The sequence below is a fragment of the Silvimonas iriomotensis genome, assembly GCF_014645535.1.
GTDB lineage: Bacteria > Pseudomonadota > Gammaproteobacteria > Burkholderiales > Chitinibacteraceae > Silvimonas > Silvimonas iriomotensis.
In genome coordinates this window covers 23,888-47,777 of the sequence record NZ_BMLX01000009.1, presented here as the reverse complement: position 1 = coordinate 47,777, position 23,890 = coordinate 23,888, and the positions used below count along the sequence as shown (strand labels likewise).

The 23,890-nt window shown below is 60.8% G+C and carries 21 protein-coding genes and 1 pseudogene; 14 read left to right on the top strand and 8 right to left on the bottom strand.

Features of this window, described 5'->3' with window-relative positions:
* Window positions 1-20: 20 nt before the first annotated feature.
* Complete coding sequence (fis, locus tag IEX57_RS20265; protein WP_188698084.1) at window positions 21-284, bottom strand: DNA-binding transcriptional regulator Fis; 264 nt, start codon at window positions 282-284, stop codon at window positions 21-23.
* A 76-nt stretch (window positions 285-360) separates the two neighbouring features.
* Window positions 361-1,398, bottom strand: a complete 1,038-nt coding sequence (dusB, locus tag IEX57_RS20260) for a tRNA dihydrouridine synthase DusB (protein WP_188706980.1) — start codon at window positions 1,396-1,398, stop codon at window positions 361-363.
* A 316-nt stretch (window positions 1,399-1,714) separates the two neighbouring features.
* On the opposite strand from dusB, the gene IEX57_RS20255 reads away from it, so the two are divergent.
* From IEX57_RS20255 to IEX57_RS20225, 7 genes are all read left to right on the top strand, one after another.
* Entirely contained in the window at window positions 1,715-2,908 is a 1,194-nt protein-coding gene (locus IEX57_RS20255) for a hypothetical protein (protein ID WP_188706978.1), read from the top strand.
* Window positions 2,909-3,666: 758 nt separating this feature from the next.
* The gene (gene hisC / locus IEX57_RS20250) at window positions 3,667-4,728 is read left to right on the top strand and encodes a histidinol-phosphate transaminase (RefSeq protein ID WP_188706976.1); all 1,062 of its coding nucleotides are present in this window, start codon (window positions 3,667-3,669) and stop codon (window positions 4,726-4,728) included.
* Window positions 4,729-4,908: 180 nt separating this feature from the next.
* Window positions 4,909-5,478 (top strand): LemA family protein, encoded by a 570-nt coding sequence (locus tag IEX57_RS20245; RefSeq protein WP_188706974.1) that lies wholly within the window; start codon window positions 4,909-4,911, stop codon window positions 5,476-5,478.
* 15 nt (window positions 5,479-5,493) lie between these two features.
* Window positions 5,494-6,498 (top strand): hypothetical protein, encoded by a 1,005-nt coding sequence (locus tag IEX57_RS20240; RefSeq protein WP_188706972.1) that lies wholly within the window; start codon window positions 5,494-5,496, stop codon window positions 6,496-6,498.
* A 75-nt stretch (window positions 6,499-6,573) separates the two neighbouring features.
* On the top strand, window positions 6,574-8,172 hold the full coding sequence (locus tag IEX57_RS20235) for an NAD+ synthase (protein ID WP_188706970.1): 1,599 nt from the start codon (window positions 6,574-6,576) through the stop codon (window positions 8,170-8,172).
* A 71-nt stretch (window positions 8,173-8,243) separates the two neighbouring features.
* Window positions 8,244-8,774, top strand: a complete 531-nt coding sequence (locus IEX57_RS20230) for an RBBP9/YdeN family alpha/beta hydrolase (protein WP_188706968.1) — start codon at window positions 8,244-8,246, stop codon at window positions 8,772-8,774.
* Window positions 8,775-8,847: 73 nt separating this feature from the next.
* Window positions 8,848-9,489: a LysE family translocator gene (locus tag IEX57_RS20225; RefSeq protein WP_188706966.1), complete on the top strand. Its 642-nt coding sequence runs from the start codon at window positions 8,848-8,850 to the stop codon at window positions 9,487-9,489.
* A gap of 13 nt (window positions 9,490-9,502) precedes the next feature.
* On the opposite strand, the gene IEX57_RS20220 is transcribed toward IEX57_RS20225, so the two are convergent.
* Window positions 9,503-11,041, bottom strand: a complete 1,539-nt coding sequence (locus IEX57_RS20220; RefSeq protein ID WP_229709152.1) for an MFS transporter — start codon at window positions 11,039-11,041, stop codon at window positions 9,503-9,505.
* A complete protein-coding gene (locus tag IEX57_RS20215; RefSeq protein ID WP_188706964.1) occupies window positions 11,038-11,529 on the bottom strand; it encodes a MarR family winged helix-turn-helix transcriptional regulator in 492 nt (163 codons plus the stop codon). Before IEX57_RS20215 ends, IEX57_RS20220 begins: the two co-directional genes overlap by 4 nt.
* A gap of 228 nt (window positions 11,530-11,757) precedes the next feature.
* On the opposite strand from IEX57_RS20215, the gene IEX57_RS20210 reads away from it, so the two are divergent.
* The gene (locus IEX57_RS20210) at window positions 11,758-13,542 is read left to right on the top strand and encodes a GGDEF domain-containing protein (RefSeq protein ID WP_188706962.1); all 1,785 of its coding nucleotides are present in this window, start codon (window positions 11,758-11,760) and stop codon (window positions 13,540-13,542) included.
* A gap of 73 nt (window positions 13,543-13,615) precedes the next feature.
* Here IEX57_RS20210 and IEX57_RS20205 read toward each other — a convergent pair whose 3' ends face one another.
* On the bottom strand, window positions 13,616-14,890 hold the full coding sequence (locus IEX57_RS20205) for an O-acetylhomoserine aminocarboxypropyltransferase/cysteine synthase family protein (protein WP_188706959.1): 1,275 nt from the start codon (window positions 14,888-14,890) through the stop codon (window positions 13,616-13,618).
* Between the two features lie 183 nt (window positions 14,891-15,073).
* Between IEX57_RS20205 and mutL the strand changes: the two genes are divergently transcribed.
* The 5 genes and pseudogenes from mutL to IEX57_RS21265 form a co-directional block, all read left to right on the top strand.
* Entirely contained in the window at window positions 15,074-16,975 is a 1,902-nt protein-coding gene (gene mutL, locus IEX57_RS20200) for a DNA mismatch repair endonuclease MutL (protein WP_188706957.1), read from the top strand.
* Window positions 16,976-16,984: 9 nt separating this feature from the next.
* Window positions 16,985-17,758 carry a hypothetical protein gene (locus IEX57_RS20195; RefSeq protein WP_188706955.1) on the top strand — a complete coding sequence of 258 codons (774 nt, stop codon included), beginning with the start codon at window positions 16,985-16,987 and terminating at the stop codon, window positions 17,756-17,758.
* Complete coding sequence (gene miaA, locus IEX57_RS20190) at window positions 17,755-18,711, top strand: tRNA (adenosine(37)-N6)-dimethylallyltransferase MiaA (RefSeq protein ID WP_229709151.1); 957 nt, start codon at window positions 17,755-17,757, stop codon at window positions 18,709-18,711. The genes IEX57_RS20195 and miaA overlap by 4 nt, the downstream gene beginning before the upstream one ends.
* 2 nt (window positions 18,712-18,713) lie before the next feature.
* The gene (locus IEX57_RS20185; RefSeq protein ID WP_188706953.1) at window positions 18,714-19,151 is read left to right on the top strand and encodes a GNAT family N-acetyltransferase; all 438 of its coding nucleotides are present in this window, start codon (window positions 18,714-18,716) and stop codon (window positions 19,149-19,151) included.
* 13 nt (window positions 19,152-19,164) lie between these two features.
* A pseudogene (locus tag IEX57_RS21265) lies at window positions 19,165-19,557 on the top strand (NUDIX domain-containing protein); the annotation flags it as partial.
* A gap of 135 nt (window positions 19,558-19,692) precedes the next feature.
* On the opposite strand, the gene IEX57_RS21260 reads toward IEX57_RS21265, so the two are convergent.
* The 3 genes from IEX57_RS21260 to IEX57_RS20170 all read right to left on the bottom strand — a co-directional run bounded on the left by IEX57_RS21260 (window position 19,693) and on the right by IEX57_RS20170 (window position 21,931).
* Complete coding sequence (locus IEX57_RS21260) at window positions 19,693-20,193, bottom strand: SRPBCC family protein (protein WP_229709150.1); 501 nt, start codon at window positions 20,191-20,193, stop codon at window positions 19,693-19,695.
* Window positions 20,171-20,527 (bottom strand): ArsR/SmtB family transcription factor, encoded by a 357-nt coding sequence (locus IEX57_RS20175; protein ID WP_188706949.1) that lies wholly within the window; start codon window positions 20,525-20,527, stop codon window positions 20,171-20,173. Before IEX57_RS20175 ends, IEX57_RS21260 begins: the two co-directional genes overlap by 23 nt.
* Before the next feature lie 156 nt (window positions 20,528-20,683).
* Complete coding sequence (locus IEX57_RS20170) at window positions 20,684-21,931, bottom strand: 6-phosphofructokinase (RefSeq protein ID WP_188706947.1); 1,248 nt, start codon at window positions 21,929-21,931, stop codon at window positions 20,684-20,686.
* A gap of 378 nt (window positions 21,932-22,309) precedes the next feature.
* On the opposite strand from IEX57_RS20170, the gene IEX57_RS20165 reads away from it, so the two are divergent.
* On the top strand, window positions 22,310-23,737 hold the full coding sequence (locus IEX57_RS20165; RefSeq protein ID WP_188706945.1) for a circularly permuted type 2 ATP-grasp protein: 1,428 nt from the start codon (window positions 22,310-22,312) through the stop codon (window positions 23,735-23,737).
* Window positions 23,738-23,890: the final 153 nt, after the last annotated feature.

The window sequence follows — 23,890 nt, the reverse complement described above, 5'->3', positions numbered from 1 at the left end:
GTGCTGCCCTGACCAGATGATCAAAGCATGTCGTAGGTCTGCAGTTTTTTACGCAACGTATTGCGATTGATGCCCAGCACTTCTGCGGCGCGGGTCTGGTTACCGGCAACGTGATCAAGGACGAGCTCCAGCAACGGTTTTTCAACGCGTGCCAGAACCATGTCATAAAGCGCGCACGGCGCTTCACCATCCAGATCCTCGAAATACCGGGCCAGCGAGGACCGGATGGATTCAGCGATAGGATCTTCTTCCTGCGTAATGACGCAAGTGGCTGGCTGGTTCATGGTTACTTCCCTGAAACTGCCCTCAGGTCTTGCCTGGGACTTTTAGTGATAAATGCGGCGGCCTTGTGGCCTGCCGTCATGCTGCCGCGAGCGCGACATCCGCGTGCGTGGCAGTCTCCTCCATGTCGTAAATCAACCGCTCGCCCAGTTCAGCCAGACTATCGAAATACGCGCTCACAGCGGCATGCTGCGCAGCGGTCGAGTCCAGCTTGTACATGGCCTGGCGAAAAGCATTGCCATCCTTCAGGCCCTTGGTATACCAGGCGATATGCTTGCGGGCAATCCGGCAACCGGAATACTCGCCATAAAACGCATAAAGCTCGTCAAGGTGTTGCAACAATACAGCACGAATCTCGCTGACCTCGGGCGCAGGCAGTATGTCGCCAGTGGCCAGATAGTGCGCAATTTCGCGGAACAACCAGGGCCGACCCTGCGCTGCGCGACCAATCATGATCGCGTCGGCACCGGTTTCGGCCAGTACGGCTTTGGCTTTTTGCGGCGTATCGATGTCGCCATTGGCAATCACCGGAATACGCAGCATGGATTTGACTTCACGAATCAGCCCATAGCGGGCCGCGCCGTTATACATGTCTTCCCGCGTGCGGCCATGCAGGGCCAGCGCGGCAATACCGGCGGCCTGGGCACGCTCTGCCACACGCAGTACGTTTTCTGCCCCGTTGCTGAAACCCAGGCGGGTCTTGAGCGTGACGGGAACATCTACCGCCGCGACCACGGCATCCAGAATCTCGCCCACCAGGGCCTCATCCTTGAGCAGCGCGGAACCGGCCAGCTTGTTGCACACCTTCTTGGCCGGGCAGCCCATATTGATGTCGATAATCTGCGCGCCCAGTTCCACATTAAGCTTTGCCGCCTGAGCCAGCATGGCCGGATCAGAACCTGCAATCTGCACCGCAATCGGGCCGGGCTCGCCAGCGTGGTCCATGCGGCGACGGGTCTTTTCGTTATCCCACAGCGCGTTATTGGCCGTAATCATCTCGGACACGGCGTAGCCTGCCCCGAAATGACGGCACAACTGGCGAAACGGTCTGTCGGTTACACCCGCCATGGGCGCGACGAACAGGTTGTTTTGTAAGGGAAAAGGACCGATCTGCATGGTGACCGCTGTCGCAGAAAAGGCCGGAATTCTACCGCCTGCTTATTTTTTGGGCAACCGCAACGGCTTGGGCGGTGTCACCAAAGCGTCACGCCAGGCGGTCAGGACCAGCACTGGCGGCCTCCTGGCGCGTTTTTGATCAAGCGCAAACTTTGCCGTTTGGCAGAACCGGCTTTTTTCTGCCGCAACGCACACAAGGCTGAAACTTACGGCGAGCAGCAGCCAGGGCTGTAACGTTTATTTACGCAAAGGTCATCAGAGCGGTTCACAATCAGTCGACACAGAGTACGAAACCCACAGAACGAGTCGATAAAACATGAACACACGTCGCCCTGCTGCCCGCCATTCCCTGTACGCCTACGCCTGGGATCTGGCCGGGCGCGATACCCGCAGCACTGTTGATGAAATCCTGGATCTGGGCGTGGATGGCCTGAGCCTTGCCGCCAGTTACCACGCCGGCAAATTCATGCGCCCACGCGCAACAGGCGCCGGCAAGGTGTATTTCCCGGAAGACGGCACGGTGTATTTCAACCCGCAGCCCGCCCGTTACCGTGCCATCCAGCCGCAACCGCACTCTGACGCCGCGGTGCGCCAGGTAGCGTATGACCTGGCCGATGACGGCCGTCTCAAGCTGTCGGCCTGGACCATCCTGTTCCACAACACCCGCCTTGGCGAAGCACGCCCGGAACTGACCGTGAAAAACGCCTGGGGCGACAGCTATGTTTACGCGCCCTGCCCCATGCAGCCGCAACTGATCGACTACGCCACCGATCTTTCGACCGACCTTGCCAGCGCGTTGCCCTGGCAAAGCCTCACGCTTGAATCCCCCGGCTGGGCGCCGTATGCACATGGCTATCATCACGAATTCGCACAAGTGCGCAGCAATGTCTGGCTGGATACCATGTTGGGCCTGTGCTTTTGCGACGCCTGTAAAACCCGCGCCCGCGAAGACGGTATTGACGCCGTCGGCCTGGCTGCCCGCATCCGCACGCGCGTGGACGGTTATCTGAACGGCCCCGCCGACGCCAGCGACACCCAGGCCGCCGCCTGGCTGGCCGCCGACATCCTGGACGACATCGAACTGGCCGCCTTCCTGCGCATGCGCCAGCGCCACGTCACCAGCATTGTCAGCCGCATCCGCGCCGCGATCCCCGCCGAAGTCGCCCTCTATGTCATCCCGACCGTGCAACGCCCCACCGCGCAAACCTGGCTGGAAGGCACCGACCTCAAAGCCATGGCCCACGCAGCCGACGGCATTGAAGTACCCTTCTACGAACCCGACGCCAACCGCGTACTGGCCGACGCACTCGACACCATCCGCCGCGTGGGCGACGCCAAACGCGTCCGGGGCATCCTGCGTCCCGGCGTACCCGACCTGGGCGACGGAGCCCAAACCGGCGCCGCGCTGGCCGGCCTGCAACGCATGGGAATCGAACACGTCGGGTTCTACAACTACGGCATGCTGCGGCAAGTGCACCTGGATGGTTTGCGCGGCGTGCTGAAGAAGTAATCAGGGCGCGTTGCACCAGTCACAGCGATGTCGTTGCCGATCTTCACGCTATGCGGTTCTTGCCAGAGCATGGCGCCGCTCCGGCGCCGCACTGGATACCTGCCTGCGCAGGAATGACGAGGTGGTGGGATGCAAGCGCAGTAGATATCGCCGTTGCCTTTGTTTTTAGGGATTGCAGTTGCCATTGCAGTTGATTTTCGGGGTTGCAGTTGCAGTTGCAGTTGCTTTTGACGTACCTCCCCTTGACTGCGCCGAGCATCGCAGCGAAGTCCGGGGTTGCGGCGGAGGGGTGTTTGAGCAAAGCGAGTTCCCGTAGCCAGCCGGACTTCGCGAGAAGCGCAGGGAACTCGCGCAGCGAGCGCAGTCGCAGGGGTCGCCTTTTCTTTGGTTACTTTCTTTTGGCGAAGCAAAAGAAAGTAACGTGCTCCGGCCACCGCCGGTATCAAAACACCCGCGCCGCCAGGCGCTAACACCTGCCCCCCCCCCTTCAAACACCACAACGGTGGACTGCCGCCAAGCTCCAACTCCCCCCTACCCCCTGACTCTGGCCACAACAGAGCCCCATCCAGGCTCCAGACTGGATTCCTGCCTGCGCCGGAATGACGAAGTAGTTCGATGGAGTAAACGATGCACTCCTGCCCAGATCACACCTGCGACTCCCCGCCCGCACAAGAATTGACACGCCAGTACCAAAAAACCCCTCCCCCCGCTTCATGTTACGATATCCCCCCAATCCACCCTCCCTCGTGAACCACGCCATGAGCCGCTTCTGGAGCCCCATCGTCCAAACGCTGACCCCGTATGTACCGGGTGAGCAACCCAAGATTGCCAATCTGATCAAACTCAATACCAACGAGAACCCGTACGGCCCGTCCCCGCGCGTGCTGGAAGCCATTGCTGCCGAAAGCAGCGACGCCCTGCGCCTGTACCCGGACCCGAACTCGGATCGTCTCAAGCAGACCATCGCGCATTACCACGGTATCGAGCCCAACGAGATCTTTGTCGGCAACGGTTCGGACGAAGTGCTGGCCCATACCTTCATGGCGCTGCTCAAACATGACAAGCCGCTGCTGCATCCGGATATTTCCTACTCGTTCTATCCGGTGTACTGCGGCCTGTATGGCGTAGAGAACAAACTGGTGCCGCTGGATAGCGCAATGCGCATCAACCCCGCCGATTACAACCAGGATTGCGGCGCCATCATCATCGCCAACCCCAACGCCCCGACCGGTATTGCACTGACCGCGGCTGAGGTGGAAACCCTGGTGCAGGCGCACCCGGACAAAGTGGTGGTCATTGACGAGGCGTATATCGATTTCGGCGGCGAGACGGTGATTCCGCTGATCAAGCGCTACCCGAACCTGCTGGTGATCCAGACGCTGTCCAAATCCCGTTCGCTGGCAGGCTTGCGTATTGGCTTTGCTGCCGGCCACCCGGACCTGATCGAAGGGCTGGAGCGCGTGAAGAACAGTTTCAACAGCTACCCGCTGGACCGCATTGCCATTGCGGCCGGTGTGGCGGCGTATGAAGACGAGACTTACTTCCAGCGCACCGTCCAGGCGGTGATCGATACCCGTACTAATCTGGTTGCCGGCCTGACCTTGCTGGGCTTTGAGGTGCTGCCTTCGGCCACCAACTTTGTGTTCGCCCGCCACCCGCGCCACGATGCGGCCAAACTGGCGACCGACCTGCGGGCCAAGGCCATTCTGGTACGGCATTTCAAGCAGGCGCGCATTGATCAGTACCTGCGCATCAGCATCGGCACGGATGAACAGTGCGAGGCGCTGGTCAACGCGCTGCAAGCGTTGATCGCGGCCTGATCGCCCCCGACAAAGCCCGGCCGGCGCCGGGCTTTTTTCGCGCCTGGCCCATGCCAATTGCATAAGCAAGCGCTTATGGCAAATCAGTCGTCCCTATTTGGCGACACCTGCCGCACCAGGCTTGCGGCACTGCACACCCGGGGTTAATGTGCCCAACACAGAACGTACGGAAAAACCCTGATGCCGCTCCTGATTTTCTTCGCCCTGATCGTGGTTGTGCTGGTGTATTTCGTGATGATCTACAACAACCTCGTCAGCCTGAAACACAACATCGGCCGGGCCTGGTCCAATATCGACGTGCTGCTTAAACAGCGCCACGACGAACTGCCCAAGCTGGTGGAGACCTGCAAGCACTACATGCAGTTCGAGGCCGAGACGCTGGAGAAAATCATGCTGGCGCGCGGCGGTGTGGCGCAGGCGCGCGAACAGCGCGACATGGTGGCGCTGGGGGCGGCAGAACAACAATTGCGCAGCCGCCTTGGCGCGCTGTACGCCACGGTGGAGGCCTATCCGGAACTGCGGGCCAACATGCAGTTCCAGCATCTGGTCGGGCGCATCACCCAGTTAGAGAACGATATCGCGGATCGCCGCGAGTTCTACAACGACACCGTGAACGTCAACAACGTGCGGATCGAACAGTTTCCGGATGTGATCGTCGCCAATGCGTTTCACTTCAAGCCGGCGCAATTGCTGGAATTCGACAGCCACGACAAACAGGATGTCTCGGTCGGCACCTTGTTCCAGCGCTGATTCTCATTACGCACCATGCTGCAAATCCCTTTAGACAACCTCTGGCTGGATCGCCTGCGCCGCTGGCCGCTGGGCGCGGTCATGCTGGCTGCCCAGGCCGTGGTCCTGACCACTGGCGCCGCGCACGTACACCGCCCGCGTGATTTCCTGCTGTTGCTGTGCCTGATCGCCGTCATGTCTGGCTGGGCGTGGGTGCATCATCGCCGTCGTTACATGTTGCTGGGCGGCACGCCGTTAGCGCGCATCGGTTCTGCACCGCAGGGTTACGTGCAGGTGGCCGGGGTGGCCCAGGCGCTGGATGACGGCACGCTGGTGTGTCCGGGCGTGGATATGCGCTGCGTCTGGTATCAGGTGGTGGTGGAACAGCGCCAGTGGTCCGGTACGCAAAACGGCGGCGAATACCGTTACGTCGATACCTTGCAAAGCGCCCACGGCTTTTTGCTGGCCGATGACACCGGCCGCTGCCTGATCGACCCGGATGGCGCTGAAATCCGCAGTACCGACACCATGGTGGAGCACAAGGACAACTGGCGTTATACCGCCCGCATGATTTGCGAAGGCGAGCCCATTTACGCCATTGGCGAGTTTGTCTCGGTGCGTGATCAACCCGTGGACATGAAACTGGCCGTTTCGCAAAAGCTGGCGGACTGGAAGCGGGACCGGGCCGAGTTGCTGCGCCGCTTTGATACCGACCGCAACGGCCAGATTGACGAGAACGAATGGACCGCCGCGCGCAAGGCGGCCGAGCGTGAGGTGAGCGATGAAACCGCCGAGGCGCAAATGCAGGCGCCGGCCCACGTCATGCGCGCCAGCCGCGATGGCCGCCCGTTTCTTGTCGCCACAGAAGACCCGTCCGAGGGCGTATCGCGCAACCGGCGCTGGGGCTGGCTGCATCTGGCGCTGCTGCTGGCCACGCTGTTTGGCACCTTGTATCTGGCCCACCATCCGCAGTGGATTCCGGGCCATCACCCCGCTGCGGTCGATACCGTCAGCGGTAACGCCGGCAACAGCAATCCCTGACCTGTGCGCCGGCGCTTCGCCGGTGCGTCCGCCCGGCGTACAATCACGCTTTACGCCCACCGGATCTGAACCCGCATGCGCATCGCTCTTGCCCAAATCAATGCTGTTGTTGGCGATCTGCCCGGCAACCTGGACCTGATCCTCGCCGCCGTGGCCGAGGCGCGCAAACAAGGCGCAGACCTCATCCTGACGCCAGAACTGGCGCTGACCGGCTACCCGCCCGAAGACCTGTTGCTGCGCCCCGCTTTCCTTGATGAATGCCGCAAGGCCATTGGCCGGCTGATTGATGAAGTGGACGGCATTACGCTGGTGATTGGCCACCCGTACGGCAGTGGCGAAGACCGCTTCAACTGCGCAACGGTGATCCGCGATGGCCACTTGCTGGGCCGTTACGAAAAAATGCTGCTGCCCAACGATGAAGTGTTCGATGAAGTCCGCTACTTCACGCCGGGCGTGCAACCGCTGGTGTTCGAACAAAACAACACGCAGATCGGCATTGTCATCTGCGAAGACGCGTGGGATATCGACCCCGCCAGCGCCGCGCAGGAAGCCGGCGCAGAACTGCTGCTGGTCCTGAATGCCTCGCCCTATCACCTGAACAAGCAAACCACGCGACTGGAAGTACTGGGCCAGCGCGTGGAAGAAACCGGCATCCCACTGGTGTACGTGAACATGGTCGGCGGCCAGGATGAACTGGTGTTCGATGGCCACAGCTTTGCACTGAACCGTGAAGGCAAGCTGGTTGCCCAGTTGCCGGCATTTGAATCTGCCCTGCAGGTGGTGGAATTCAAAGGCGGTGATCTGCTGCCCACAGCCATTGTGCCGGCGCTGTCTGAAGAAGCCAGCGTATGGGCCGCGCTGGTGACCGGCGTGCGCGATTACATTGGCAAGAACCGTTTCCCCGGCATTTTGCTGGGCCTGTCGGGCGGGATCGATTCTGCCGTGGTGCTGGCGATTGCCTGCGACGCGCTGGGCGCCGACAAGGTGCACGCGGTGATGATGCCGTCGCGCTATACGGCCGATATCTCGGTTAATGACTCGCGCGAGATGATCCAGCGGCTGGGCTGCAAGTATTCCGAAATCGAAATCTGGCCGATGTACGAAGCCTTTATGGGCGGTCTTGCGCCCGAATTTGCCGGCCTGAAAGAGGACACCACAGAAGAGAACCTGCAAAGCCGGATTCGCGGCACCTTGCTGATGGCGCTCTCCAACAAGAGCGGCAAGCTGGTGCTCACCACCGGCAACAAATCAGAAATGACTACCGGTTACGCCACGCTCTATGGCGACATGGCCGGCGGCTTTGCTGTGCTCAAAGATGTGGCCAAGACGCTGGTGTACCGCCTGGCGCGCTGGCGCAATACGATGAGCGAGGTGATTCCCGATCGCATCATCACCCGCCCGCCGTCGGCCGAACTGCGCCCGGACCAGAAAGACCAGGACAGCCTGCCGGCGTATGAAATCCTCGATGCCATCTTGCAGATGTACGTGGAAGAGAACCTCTCCAAGGCCAATATCGTGGCGCGCGGTTTCGAGACGGCCGATGTGGAGCGCGTGGTCAAACTGCTGAAGATCAACGAATACAAACGCCGCCAGGCCCCGGTTGGCCCGCGGGTCACCCACCGCGCCTTTGGCAAGGACTGGCGCATGCCGATTACGCACCGCTTCAACCTGTAAACATTATCCGCACGACAAGGGGGCTTTTGCCCCCTTTTTTCATGACAAAAAAACTGGAGAAAACCACAGCCATGCCCGCCCCTGTCCTGATCCTGCCCGGCCTGTATTGCTCTGGCCCGCAACACTGGCAAAGCCATTGGGAAGCCGCCAACCCGGACTTCATCCGCGTTGAACAAGCCGATTGGGAAACACCGCACTGTGCCGACTGGGTAAGCACACTGGACACAGCCATTGCCGCGTGCGCCGAGCCGCCGGTGCTGGTCGGCCACAGCCTGGCGTGCACGCTGATTGGCAAATGGGCCGAACAACATCAACGTCCGATCAAGGGCGCCTTGCTGGTGGCGCCCAGCGATATCGAAGCCCCCAGCTACCCGGAAGGCACCAGCGGTTTTGGCCAGATGGTGACCCTGCGGCTGCCTTTCCCCAGCATTGTGGTGGCCAGCAGCAACGATGAATACGTGACACTGCCCCGCGCGCGGGCGTTTGCCGCCAACTGGGGTAGCGAGGTGGTGGAAGTCGGCCCGTTGGGGCATATCAACAGCAGCAGCAACCTGGGTCTGTGGCCAGAAGGATTTGCGTTGCTGGAGAAACTGCGCGGCTGATTTTTCGGCCGACTGTCTCTGGTCTGATCCGGGCATGGCGGTATACTCCTGACTCTTTCGCAGGAAAGAAACTATGTCCGGCATCCACAGCCTCACGCTGTTCGTCCTCTCCGGCCTTCTGCTGAATATCGCGCCCGGCCCTGACTCCTTCTACATCGTCACCCGCAGTGTCACCCAGGGCTTCAGAGCGGGCTCTGCCGCCGCATTGGGCATTGGCGCGGGCACCATGGTGCATATCTTCGCCGCAGCGTTTGGCCTTTCTGCCGTGCTGGCGACGTCAGCGGCGGCGTTTACGGTCGTCAAGCTGATTGGTGCGGCCTATCTGTTGTATGTCGGCGTGGGCATGCTGCGTTCGCGCTCAAACAAAGCGGCGACCGCCGAGACGACCCCGGTGATTCCGCCTGCGCCGCTCTGGGCCATTTTCCGCCAGGGCTTCTGGACCAATGTACTGAACCCGAAAGTCGCGCTGTTCTTCCTGGCGTTTGTGCCGCAGTTCATCAATACCGATGCCCCGCACACCGCGCTGAGTTTTGTCATTCTCGGGCTGATCTTCAATTTTAACGGCATGCTGTGGTGCCATTTCCTGGCGCTGACCGCACACCAGGCCGCCCGGCGCTTGCGCGGAGCCGGTCGATTCACGGCCTGGTTGAACCGGGTGATGGGTGGGGTGTTTGTCTATCTGGGAGTGAAGCTGGCGTTAGTGCAGCAGCGCTAGGCGAATCGGCCTGTTACTGCAGTTTTTTCTGCGCAAAGATAATCGCCGCCGACACCAGCGCCAGCAGCGCCAGCACGCGGTACAGGTCGTTGCAGGCGATCAGCAACACCTGGTGATCCACCACCCCGGCCACCTGCGCCAGCGCTGCGCGGGTGGCTTCATCGGCCGGCATGCCCTCATGCATGAACACGGCTTTCAGCGTGGCGATCATGTGGTTGAAGGCCGGATTGAATTCATTGGCAAAGCCGGCGTAATAGTCATACACCGCCGCTTGCCGGTTCTGCATCATGATCGCCGCCACGGCCTGCGCCAAAGAGCCCGACCATTGCCGCAGCAGGTTCTTGTTGCGATAGCCGTGGGCAAACTGCTCGGCCTTGAGTTCACGATAAGTCAGCCCGGCGACCGGAATCACCAGCAGCACGCCAAAGAGGCCCTTGGCAATCAGCGGCAAAAAGAAGGCAGAGAGCGGCATGCCAGGTGGCATGAAAGAGAACACCAGGCTGCACGCCGCCAGCGCAAACACGCCGGTCAGCATCAACGGTTTTTTCTGCTTGAAGCGCGATGCCCAGCGCAAATAGCCCAGGATCACCAGAAAACTCACCACGGATGAAAACGTATTGAGCCAGCCCGCGGTCTCGACCGGCACGCCTTGCGCACGTTCAGCGTAGATGGGAAAAAGGTAGTTACTGAAGTTGGCCAGGAAGTAATGAATGAAATACAGCCCCAGGCCCGTCAGATAGACCTGGTTATTCAGCCCGCGCAGCACAAACACCGGTGACGGGTGCCGGTACTGATGCCAGGTAAACCAGGACAGCGCGCCCACGCCCACCAGCACAAACAGCGCAAAGTGCAGCGGGTAGGCAAAAAAATCAAAACGCGCTTCCGACAGTGCCAGTTGTACGCTGATTACGCCAACGCCAAAGATGACCAGCGGAATCGGGGTGAAATCGCCGCCGTGCTGCTGTTTGGGCACCACCACCGGCAGCCACAGAAAACATCCCAAAGAGGCCACCGCCGCCACCGGCACCACGCCCCAGAACACCCAGCGCCAGGAATAGTTTTCAATCCAGGTGCCCGCCAGCGCCGGTGCCAGCGCAGAGACCGAAAAAATGGCGATCATGAAATACCTGACCGCCGTGCCACGCTCTTTCGGGTTGAACATCAGATTGATCAAGATGCGGCTGCTGGTAAACAGCGCCCCGCCCCCGAGGCCCTGAATGGCGCGGCACAAGATCAACTGATCCGGCGTATTGCAAAAACCGCTGAGCAACGCGCCCAGCGCAAACAGCGCCAGCGCCGCGCCCAGGAAATTGCGATACCCCAGGCGGTGCGCCAGCCAGGCCTGCTTCATGATCACCAGCATGCTGGTGCAGGCATAGGCGGCGACGGCGAGGACAAACTCTTGCGGCCCGGCGTCAATACCGCCCTGGATATGACTGCTGCTGAAAACAAACAGACTGTTTTCAAAAAATTCGACTGCGGTGGTCAACCCAAGCAGCGCCATGACCCAGCGCTTGTCATTGGGCGCACAGTACGGCGCCAGGCGTTTCACGCGGTCTGGTTCTCCAGGCCCTCATGAAAGTGGGTCAGCTCGGCGGCAATCTGGTCCTGGCTGTCGTTGTCGAACACCGACCAGGCGCGTTGATAGACCGCGTGCACCACTGGCACCGCCAGCTGCAGTTGTGCCTTGCCCTCAGCCGTGAGGGTCAGCATCATGCGGCGACGGTCTTCTTTATCCAGCGTGCGGGTGACCCAGCCTGCGGTTTCCAGGCTATCCATCAGCCGGGTGACCTGGGTGCGGGTCATGTCGAGCAGTTTGCTCACTTCGGAGGGGTTGGTCGGCGGTGCGCTTTCATCGGCCAGCAACATGGCCATGGCCAGATACTGAGGCATGTTCATGCCGCAGGGTTCCAGCGCTTCGTTGATCCGCATCTCCAGCATGGCAGCCGCCCTGAACAGGGTGCGGGAGAGGAGTATTTCTTTTTGTGGTGCTGCATCAAAAGACTGGCAAAACCTGGCAATACGCGCTTGGTAGCTCATGAGAAATCCCCCTGATTTATTATTTCTTATGTGATTATTGCAAATGTAATTGAAATGATGTTGCTTGTAAATATCAAGTTTAGTGAAGTCGACTGAACACGACGCAACCAGATGACGGGGTGTTGCTAAAGTGTCAGTCATCACGCGTGTACATGCCGCTACACGCTTGTCATGGATTCGTAATCGGGCTGTGTCAGCCTTGCCGGGATGAATACCCGAGCAGCCTGTATGAACCCCCTTTTGAATCTGGACAATCTTCGACGCGATCTGGAAGAAATCATCCGGGAAAAACGCCTGTCGGCATTGTTCCAGCCCATTGCTTCACTGCATGACGGTGAAGCCTTCGGGTATGAAGGATTGATCCGCGGGCCGTCGACCAGTTTTCTGCATTCCCCGATCAACCTGTTCCGCTGTGCCGAACAGGTGGGCATTCTGCCCTTGCTTGATTTCGCCTGCCGCCGCGCGATTATTGAATCGTTCGTGGCGCAAAATCTGCCTGGCCGGCTGTTCCTCAATGTCAGCCCCGCGTGTCTGTCGCACCCTGATTTTCACCCTGGGGCCACGCTCGATATCCTGCGTGAAACCGGCATGGCGCCGCAGCGGGTGGTGATCGAGCTGACCGAAACCCAGCCCACGCATGATTACGAACAACTGAAAGAAGCCCTGTTGCATTACCGCGAAATGGGCTTCCGGATTGCGCTGGATGACCTGGGCGAGGGGTTCTCTTCGCTGCGCTTGTGGTCTGAACTGAAGCCGGACTTCGTCAAGATCGACAAATACTTTGTGCAGGGCCTGGCGGCTGATGCGCAAAAGCGCCAGTTTGTGCGCTCCATCCAGCACATTGCGCTCAATATCGGCACCCGCGTGGTGGCCGAAGGCATCGAGACGCCGCAAGAGCTGCAAGTGGTTCAGCGCATTGGTATTGCGTTTGCCCAGGGGTATCACATTGGCAAGCCGCTGGCGCACCCGCCGCGCCATATCGCGCTGGATCTGTCTGAAACCCCCAGCCCGCCGCTGCCCGGCCAGGGTCACCGCAACGCCGGTGGCCTTTTGGTGACCGTGGATACCGTCCCGCCCTCTGAAACCAGCAACGCCGTCTACCAGCGCTTTACCGAAGCACCGCAGCTGTATGCGATTCCGGTAGTGGAAAACCAGCGCCCGCTGGGTTTGCTCAAGCGTCACGAGGTGCTGGAGTTTTTCTCGCGCCCGTTCTCGCACGAGTTGCATGGTTCACGCGCGTGTTCGCATCTGATGGATCGCGCCCCGCTGATCGTCGAGCAATCGATGAGCCTGCAGGAACTCTCGCAAATGGTGACCACGGCCGAGCGCCGTTATCTGGCAGATGGCTTCATCATTACCCAGAACGGCCACTACCAGGGCATGGGTACCGGTCACGATCTGGTGCGCGCCATTACCGAACTGCAAATCCGCGCCGCCCGTTACGCCAACCCGCTGACGCTGCTGCCCGGCAATGTGCCAATCCAGGAAAAGCTGGAAACGCTGCTGGATGAAGCGCGCCCGTTCACCATGGTCTATTTCGACCTGGACTACTTCAAGCCGTACAACGATGTGTACGGCTATGTGCGTGGCGACGACATGATCCGCCTGACCGGCGAATTGCTGATGCGTGCCGCCGACCCGCAAACCGATTTTGTCGGCCATATTGGCGGTGATGATTTTGTGGTGATCTTCCGCTCCAGCGACTGGCACGAGCGCTGCGAAGCGTTGCTGGAAGAATTTGCCCAGCGTGTTTCCGGCTTCTTTTATGCCGAGCATCTGGCCGCCGGGTTTTATGATGCCCCGGACCGTTGCGGCATCATGCAGCAACAACCGCTGGTGACGCTGTCGGCCGGCGTGGTGGAAGTGGAACCGGGCCAGTTTGAGAACCACCACCAGGTTGCCGCCGCCGCTACGCACGCCAAGAGCATGGCCAAGCAATCAGCCGGTTGCTCTTTGTTTATCGAGCGTCGCCGCCAGCCGCCAGAACCCCTGCCCGCCCCGATCGCCGCGTGATTGTCGATCACTGACAAGGCAACCACAAACGCCAGCGGCCACCGCTGGCGTTTGGCTTTTCAGCGCAATGCCATCAGGCCGCCTTATCCAGCGCCTGCTGCAAATCGGCAATGATGTCGTCGATATGCTCGATCCCGATAGACAAACGCACGGTGTCCTCGGTCACGCCCGCTTTGGCCAGTTCGGCCGGCGATAGCTGACGGTGCGTGGTGCTGGCCGGGTGGCACGCCAGACTCTTGGCGTCGCCAATGTTCACCAGCCGCGTGATCAGCTGCAGCGCATCCTGGAAGCGCGCACCGGCATCGCGCCCGCCCTTCACGCCAAAGGTCAGCAAGCCGGACGCTTTGCCGCCGAAATACTTCTGCACCAGCGCATGCGACGGGTGATCCGGCAGGCCGGCGTAATTCACCCATTCCACGGCACGATGCGTTTTCAGGAACTGCGCCGCTTTGAGCGCGTTCTCTGAGTGGCGATCCAGCCGCAGGCCCAGTGTCTCCAGCCCTTGCAGGATCAAAAAGGCATTGAACGGCGAAATGGCCGCGCCCATATTGCGCAACGGCACGGTGCGGGCACGGCCGATATAGGCGGCCTCGCCCAGCGCTTCGGTGTAGACCACGCCGTGGTAGCTCACTTCTGGCTCGTTCAGGCGCTTGAAGCGGGTCTTGTGCTGCGCCCACGGAAACTTGCCCGAATCCACAATCGCCCCGCCAATGCTGGTGCCGTGGCCGCCAATGTATTTGGTCAGGGAATGCACGACGATATCCGCACCGTGTTCAAACGGCCGCGTCAGGTACGGCGTCGGCACCGTGTTATCGACAATCAGCGGTATGCCGCCAGCGTGGGCGACCTCGGCAAACGCGGCGAAGTCCACCACGTTGCCCAGTGGGTTGCCGATGGATTCGACAAACACCGCCTTGGTGCGACCATCAATCAACGCGGCCGCGGCTTGCGGGTCTTTGGCATCGGTAAAGCGCACTTCAATGCCGTACTGCGGCAACGTGTGGGCAAACAGGTTGTAGGTGCCGCCGTACAGCGTGCTGGTGGCGATGATGTTGTCCCCGGCCTCGGCAATGGTCAGGATCGAATACGTGATGGCGGCCTGGCCAGACGCCAGCGCCAGCGCGCCAATGCCGCCTTCCAGCGCGGCCAGGCGTTTTTCCAGCACGTCGGTGGTCGGGTTCATGATGCGGGTATAGATGTTGCCGGCCACCTTCAGATCAAACAGGTCGGCACCGTGCTGAGTGTCGTCAAACGAGTAGCTGGTGGTCTGGTAGATCGGCACCGCCACGGCGCGGGTGGTGGGGTCGCCATCAAAACCGGCGTGGATGGCCAGGGTATCGAACTTCATCGCTACGACTCCTCGTTGTGACTGCGTTTGGGAAAACAGCAGATTGCGCCAGCGGCCGGATGTTTTCAATATTCCAGTGAAGAATTAGTTTTCACATCAATATAACCAATATCTAATCATGCGAAGCGTGGGGAGCGCTGTTGCCACTGGTATAATCCGGTCTTTGCTCCCTCCTGGCCTGCCATGCCCCGCATCCAGCTTTTGTCCGACCAACTGGTTAACCAGATCGCCGCTGGCGAAGTGGTCGAGCGCCCCGCCTCTGCCCTGAAGGAATTGCTGGAAAACAGCCTGGATGCCGGTGCCGAAAACATTGGCGTGGAACTGGCGGCTGGCGGCACCAAGCTGATCAAGGTGATCGACGATGGCATTGGCATTGAGCGCGAAGACCTGGCGCTGGCCTTGCATCGTCACGCCACCAGCAAGATCCGCGACTTTGACGATCTGCAAAAGGTCGCCACGCTGGGTTTTCGGGGTGAAGGTCTGGCGTCGATTGCGTCTGTCTCACGCATGACGCTGACCAGCCGTTTCAATGGCGCCGCGCACGCTTGGCGCATTGAGTCTGACCACGGCCGCCTGCATGATGCCGAACCCGCTGCGCTGGCCGTCGGCACCACCATTGAAGTGCATGATCTGTATTACCAGACCCCGGCGCGGCGCAAGTTTCTGAAGTCAGACAGCACCGAATTTGCCCATTGTGAAGACATGGTCAAGCGCCTGGCGCTGGCTAATCCGGATAAACAGTTCACGCTGATCCATAACAACCGCGCCAGCTTGCGCGTGATGCGCGGCGACGTCTTGAAGCGTTGCGCCGCCTTGCTGGGCGATGAATTTGCGCAATCGGCCGTGCAGGTAGAAGAACGCGCCGGCCCGCTGCGCTTGTGGGGCCTGGCGGGCAGCCCGACGCTCTCTAAAGGCACGCGCGATGCGCAGTACTTCTTTGTGAATGGCCGCTTTGTGCGCGACAAGGTGATCGCCCACGCCCTGCGTGAAGCGTACCGCGACGTGCTGCATCACGATCGCCACGCCGCGTATTGCCTGTTCCTGGAGCTGGACCCGGAAGGCGTGGATGTGAACGTGCACCCGACCAAGATCGAGGTGCGCTTCCGCGAATCCCAGGCCATTTACGGTTTTATGCTGCGTAGCCTGACCAAAGCACTGGCCGCAACCAAAGCCGGTTCTGCGCCGGCGGGGATTGATCCGGAAACCGGTGAAATCCTCACCCCGCCTCCCGCAGCGCCAGCGCACGCCCCGGCGCCGGCGTACCAGGCCCCGATGTGGCGGCAGCAGCCGATGAATATTCCGGTCGTGCAAGAGCCCATGGCGGTGTACGACCGCATGTTTGGTGATCTCAAACGCGACCCGACAGCGCCGCAACCGGCGTGGCAAGCGACCACCGCAGAAGCTGCCGATACCACCACGCTGGCCAGCCCGAACGCCTGGGCGCCCCGCCCCGCCATCGCTGCCGCCCGCCCGGTGATGCCGGCGGACAACGAAGACGGCATCCCGCCGCTGGGTTTTGCCGTGGCGCAGATTCATGGCGTGTATATCCTGGCGCAGTCGGCAGAAGGTTTGATCGTGGTGGACATGCACGCCGCGCATGAGCGCGTGGTGTATGAAAAACTCAAGAACGCGCTTGATCTGGACAACATGCCCAGCCAGCCCTTGTTGATCCCGCATCTGTTTGGCGCAGACCGCTTTGAAGTGGCCGCCGTGGAAGATCACCGCGACGCGCTGGTGCAACTGGGGTTTGATATCTCCATTGCCTCGCCCACCCAACTGGCGATCCGTGGGATTCCCATGTTGCTCAAAGACGCGGACGCCGTCGAACTGGCGCGCTCGGTACTCAAGGATGTGCGTGAAGTCGGCGCCAGCCAGATGCTGACCGGCCGCCGCAATGAACTGCTGGCGACCATGGCCTGCCACGGCGCCGTGCGAGCCAACCGCGCGCTGACCATTCCGGAAATGAATGCGCTCTTGCGCGAAATGGAAGCCACCGAACGCTCCGGCCAGTGCAATCATGGCCGTCCGACGTGGTTCCGCCTGACCATGCATGATCTGGACAAAATGTTCATGCGGGGTCAGTAAGCGGCGGCCATGAATTCAGTATTGATCGTCAAACTGTGCGCCGGGCCGCTGGTGATTGCGCTGGCCAGCCTGGCCGGTAAACGCTGGGGCCCAACCTTTGCCGGCTTGATCGGCGGCCTGCCGCTGATTGCCAGTTGCGTGATGGTGACGCTGTGGCTGGCGTATGGTCAGGATTACACCATGGCCACCGCCTTCAGTGCGCCCTCCGGCTTGTGGGCCAACGCGCTCTACATGATTGCGCTGGGCTGGAGCGCCCGCCGTTTTGGCTGGGCCGGCATGCTGGCCTGCGGCTGGGCGGTGTATCTGGTGAGTGCCTGGGCGCTGGCGGCCAGCGGTCTGGCCCAGCAAGACTGGGTGCGCTGGGGCGCCATCCCCGCCTTGTGGGGCGCCTTGTATCTGCTGCCCGCCATTGATGGCGCGCCAATCCCGCGCCCGTTACCGCACAGCGAACTGTTTGCACGCATGGCCGTAGCTCTGGCGCTGGTCGCCACGCTGACGACGTTGTCGCAACAACTGGGTACCTCGCTCACTGGCGTGCTCTCGGGTGGGCCGGTGGCCGCCACGGTGATCCCGGCGTTTACCCGCGCCCGGGGCGATAGCAACGGCGTGGTCTATCAGGTACGCGGTTTTCTGATCGGGCTGATTGGTTTTGGCCTGAGCTTTTTGTTACTGGTGCCGCTGGCCGGACATATCGGCGCATGGGCGGCCTTGCCCGCTGCCCTCGTCGCGGCCGGCACCAGCCTGGCGCTGAACTGGTTCAGCCGCCGCCGGAGTCGCACATGAACACACCTATGCCGCCTGCCATTTTCCTGATGGGCCCGACCGCCAGCGGCAAAACCGCCAGCGCCATCGGGCTCATCGAATCCGGCCTGCCGGTGGAATTGATCTCGGTTGATTCCGCGCTGGTGTTCAAGGATATGGACATTGGTACCGCCAAGCCCACGCCAGAGGAACTGGCGCGCGCGCCGCATCATCTGATCGACATCATCAACCCGGAACAGGCGTATTCCGCCGCGCAGTTTCGCACCGACGCCCTGGCCCTGATGCACGACATCACCGCGCGCGGCAAAGTGCCGGTGCTGGTGGGCGGCACCATGCTGTACTTCAATACGCTGCAACACGGCATTCACGATCTGCCCACCGCCAACCCGGCGCTGCGGGCCGAACTGCACGCCGAAGCCGCCCAACTGGGCTGGCCCGCCATGCATGAAAAACTGGCGCGGCTTGATCCACCCACCGCCGCGCGGCTTGAGCCCGGCGACTCACAACGCATTGAGCGTGCGCTGGAAATCTGCATCCTCGCCGGCCGCCCCATGTCTGAATTACTGGCCGAACCCGCCGCCGGCCCGGTGCCGTACCAGTTGCTGAAACTGGCCTTGTTGCCGGATGACCGCGCCGTCTTGCATGAACGCATCGCCCTGCGCTTTGACCAGATGCTAAGCGGTGGCTTGATTGATGAAGTAAGCCAGTTGCGCCGGCAGTACACGCTAACCCCGGAATTGCCATCGATGCGTTGCGTGGGTTACCGGCAAACCTGGGACTACCTGGACGGCTTGATCGACCTGCCCGCGCTGCGCGATAAAGGCCTGGCGGCTACCCGGCAACTGGCCAAGCGCCAGCTGACCTGGCTGCGCGGGATGGATGACGTCACGGCGATCAATTGTCTTCGCCCCGATTTACCAGGCGCCGTCCGCGATGCGGTCAGCCATTTCATGAATAACGCCAGCGCAGCCTGAGCATGAGTGTTTGCCCCCTGCACATCCGCCCCGCCACCCTGACCGACGCCGATGCAATCTCTGCCCTGTTGCCGCAATTGGGTTACCGGTTATCTGCAGCACGTCTGAACGACAAGCTGACCCGCTTTGCTACCTCCGCCAACGACGGCGTACTGGTGGCCGAACGGGACGGCGAACTGCTGGGCCTGATCAGCATGCATGCGCTGGAATGGCTGCATGCCGACGGTAATCTGGGCCGCATTACCGCATTGGTCGTGGCTGAGTCTGGCCGTGGCCAGGGCACCGGCGCCGCACTGGTCCACGCCGCAGAAACCTGGTTTACCGCCCATGGCGTCACCCATGTGGAAGTGACCAGCAGCGAGCATCGCACTGCCGCGCACCAGTTCTATGAAGCGTGCGGGTATGCGGTGATCAAGCAGCGGTTTGTCAAAACGCTTTAGCGACTGTTGCCTGATGCCACAACGCTTGCCCTTCTCCGCCCACGTATTCCTCTACCGCCAGCGCCCCGGCGAAGTGCGCGAGTACCTGCTGTTCTTGCGCCACCCCCGGCCAGAACTCACGTTGCCGGCGTTCTGGCAGGGCGTTTCCGGCGCGCTGGAGGCCGGTGAGACCTTCGCCGCTGCCGCGCAGCGTGAGGTGCTGGAAGAAACAGGCCTCATCATTGATGACCCGGCAGACATAGGTTTCGCCCAGTATTTCCCGATTCTGGACGCATGGCGAGATGCCTATGGGCCGTTGCCAGTACAGGTCCAGGAACAGGTGTTCTGCGCGCAGGTACCGGTTGATGCCGAACCGGTGTTATCCAGCGAGCACCAGCGCCATCAATGGCTAACGCTGGCCGACGCCCTGCCGCTGCTGGATTTTTGCGCTAACCGTGACTGCCTGCTGGCAGTGGCGCAATGGCTTGATCAACAGCAACAAAGAAAACGGCGCCCTAAGCGCCGTTTTCTTTTGCAGCAATCCACATCAAGTATTTTCCCTTCAGGCCGGCAGGGCATCCACCGCACGGGCCAGGTTGTCGAACACCGCAGCCCAACCCTGTTCGTGGTCGGCGCACATGCCTTCAGTCGGCATGCCGTTGTGGCGGAAAGTCAGCAGGGTCTGTTTTTCGCCGTGCGGCGTAAACAGCACCGTCACCTGCATGTCGAGCGGTAAAGACATGCCCTTTTCCCATTCAAAACTGAAGACCAGTTTCTGGTCGGGAATGATCTCTTTGTAGACACAGCGGATGATCATTTCCTCGCCGCTGCGCGGGGATTTGAACGCCACGCGGAATAACCCGCCCACGCGAAAATCGAAATCCAGGATGGTCGAATTTCCCGGGCCGCCGCTTTCACTGGTGGGCGTCCACCAGTTCGCCACCTGGGCGCGGTCTTGCCACAGGTTGAACACGCGCGCGGGCGGGGCGTTCAGGATGCGGTTCATCACCAGTTCATGGGCGCCGGCTGACAAAGGTGTTTCAAGTTCCACTTTCGCGTTCATGGTCTTGCTCCTTGCGTTGCAGTTCGTCGAGGTATGCCGCCATCTGGTCGAGGTTGTCTTCCCAGAACTTGCGGTATTGATCCAGCCAGCCCGTTGCTTCCCGCAGCGGTTCCGGCGCCAGCCGGCGCGGCCGGTATTGCGCCGCGCGGCCTTGTACCACCAGCCCCGCCCGCTCCAGCACCTTGAGGTGTTTGGAGATGCTGGGCAAAGCCATGTCAAAGGGTTCTGCCAGTTCGTTCACGCTGGCTTCGCCTTGCGCCAGCCGGGCCAGAATGGCGCGGCGGGTGGGGTCTGCCAGCGCACCAAAGACTGCGCTGAGTGCGTCTTGATTCATCTTATTTAGCCAGTTGGTTATTTACCAAAAAGGCTAATTAAATGACGATGGCAAGTCAATGCATGGCCCGATGACCGGCAGGTTTACAGATCAGCCCGGATAAGCGGCCATAAAAAAAGCGCCCATCAAGGGCGCTTTTCTACAAAGCGGGCCGCGTCAGAGAATTTCAAATGGCGGCAGTTTCTTTTCCATCAGCGGAAAATGCCAGACCGGGTAATCCGGCAGGCCATGGTCGAACGGCGGCGGCGCTTCGCCCAGAATCAGCGGCGCAAAATAAGCGCGGCCCATGACCGACAGATGCATGCCATCGTCACGCAGATAGCTCTCTGGCAGCGGTTTTTCCTTGTTGGCCACGTCCTTGAGCGACACCGGGGCGATATGCCAGCGATACGGCTGGTCGGCCTCACGCACAATGGCCGGCATGACGCTGCGTTGACCATTCAGGGCGAAATCAACTGCGGCCTCGCCCACGGCGATGGCTTGCTCCAGATCGTTGGCCGAGGCCAGGTGGCGCGCGGCGCGTTGCATATAGTCAGCGACCGCCCAATGGCATTTGTGGCCCAGTTCAGCCCGGATGATATTGGCCAGCAAGGGCGCAACGCCGCCCAGTTGGGTATGGCCAAACGCGTCAGTCCCGCCGGATTCGGCCAGGCGGTGGCCACCCGCATCGCGAATTCCTTCCGCCGCAACCACCACGCAGTAACCGATATGGTTGACGGTCTCTTTCACTGCCCGCAAAAAGCGTTGTGCATCAAACGGCACTTCCGGCAGCAAGATCAGGTGCGGCGGTTCAGCCGGGGTGCGACTGGCCAGACCGGCCGAGGCCGCCAGCCAGCCGGTGTGGCGGCCCATGACTTCCAGGATGAACACTTTGGTCGATGACGACGACATGGACGCGAGGTCCAGCCCGCATTCACGCGTGGTGGTAGCGATGTATTTGGCTACCGAACCGAAACCGGGCGAGGTATCGGTATGCGGCAAGTCGTTATCAATGGTCTTGGGAATGTGGATGGCGGTCAGATCAACGCCCTGGTACTGCGCGTATTCGGCCACTTTCAGGCAGGTATCGGCCGAGTCGCCACCGCCGTTGTAAAAGAAATAACCGATGTCATACGCCGCGAACAACTCGAACAAACGCTTGAGTTCGCTGCCGTGCTTGAGTTTGTGGCGGCAAGAACCAAACGCGCCGCCCGGGGTGTGGCGCAGGGCCGCCAGCTGGCTTTCTGCCACGCTGCCAATGTCGATCAACGATTCGGTCAGGGCGCCCAGAATGCCGTCTTTTGCGGCGTACAACGTGCCGATCTTGTCCGGATGGCGTCGTGCGGCGGAAATCACCCCCCACGCAGAAGCATTGATAACAGGGGTTACACCGCCCGATTGGGCATATAACGCGTTTCTGGGCACGGTCGCGCTCCTTGTGGGTTTGCACTGGCATTTGAACGATTGCTGTTCATGTTGCGCGATGCAGCATCGGATCGCATCGGGACTTTCGCCACGTGGGACAACCCTGATACCAGCGTTTGCCGGTCACTGACAGCAAAAACACGCCCCGCGGTCTAACCTGAAGGCGCGGTGCACCCGTGTGACCAGCGCGGTGCAGCAGCGGCATGCGCGCCCCAAGGCGGTGCAGCAACACGCACAAAACCGGTCTTTTTGCGTGCAAAACCCCTTGTGAGAGCTGGCACAGGGTTTGCAGGAACGACAGCAGCAGCACGTGCTGCCTCTGCCAGGCGCGGCCACGTCGGCGCGCATCGTCACGTACCCATCATGGAAGTGCGTACCATGCACCAGATCGATTTGCCTGCCCAAACCGGATTTGACGAAATGCTGGACCGGGATCATTCCATCCGGCCGCACTACAAACCTTTTTTTGAATGGCTGAACGCGCAAACCCCCGCCATGCTGGCGCAGCGCCGCAAGGAAGCCGAGTTGTTGTTCCACCGCGTCGGGATCACGTTTTCGGTTCACGGCGATGAAAGCGGCAATGAGCGGCTGATCCCGTTCGATACCATTCCGCGCATTATTCCTGCGGCAGAATGGCAACAGCTGGAGGCCGGCCTCAAGCAGCGGGTGGCGGCGCTCAATGCGTTTTTGCATGACATCTACCACCACCAGCACATTCTGAAAGCGGGCAAGATTCCGGCCGAACAAGTGCTGGTCAACGCGCAATACCGCTCTGCCATGTGCGGTATGGATCTGCCCCACAATCTGTACGCGCATATCGCCGGGATCGACATCATCCGCCATGGCGACGGCAACTATTACGTGCTGGAGGACAATCTGCGCGTGCCCTCCGGCGTGTCTTACATGCTGGAAAACCGCAAGATGATGATGCGCTTGTTCCCGGAGCTGTTTGAAAAACACGCGGTGGCGCCGGTCGAGCACTATCCCTCGCTGTTGCTCTCCACGCTGCGCCAGAGCAGCTATACCGACAACCCCACGGTCGTGGTCATGACGCCGGGCCATTACAACAGCGCGTATTTCGAGCACGCGTTCCTCGCCCAGCAAATGGGCGTCGAACTGGTCGAAGGCCGCGACTTGTTTGTCAAAGACCTCAAGGTGTTCATGCGCACCACCGCCGGCCCCAAGCAGGTGGATGTCATTTACCGGCGGCTGGATGATCTGTTTATTGATCCACTGGTGTTCCATGCCGATTCCACGCTGGGCGTGCCGGGGCTGATTGCGGCGTATCGCGCGGGCAATGTGGTGCTGGCCAATGCCATTGGCACCGGGGTGGCCGATGACAAATCCATCTACCCCTACGTGCCGGACATGATCCGCTTTTACCTGGACGAAGAACCCCTGCTGCTGAACGTGCCCACCTGGCAGTGCCGTAATCCCAGCGAGTTAAGCCACGTCCTGGCCAATCTGGATGAGCTGGTCGTCAAGGAGGTCCACGGCGCTGGCGGCTACGGCATGTTGATCGGCCCCAAAGCCACCAAAGCAGAGATCGAACATTTCCGTGAGCTGTTGAAGGCCAACCCGGCCAACTATATTGCCCAGCCGACGCTCTCGCTCAGCACCTGCCCGACCTTTGTCGAAGAAGGCATCGCCCCGCGCCACATTGATCTGCGCCCGTTTGTGCTGTCTGGCAACACCGTGCGCATTGTGCCTGGCGGGCTGGCGCGGGTGGCGCTGCAAAAGGGTTCGCTGGTGGTCAATTCGTCGCAGGGCGGCGGGACTAAAGATGCCTGGATTCTGGAAGCATGAGAGTCAGTTTACGCACTGCTGCGCTTGGGTGATCCGGCGTTGAAACGAAACTCAAAATGCGCATTGACTGCCAGCCAACTCCGCTTTTTTGCTTCGTTTCGCCTTGGCTGACCCTGCGCTCGTCAGCGCGTAAACCGGCTCTCCAATGGGAGA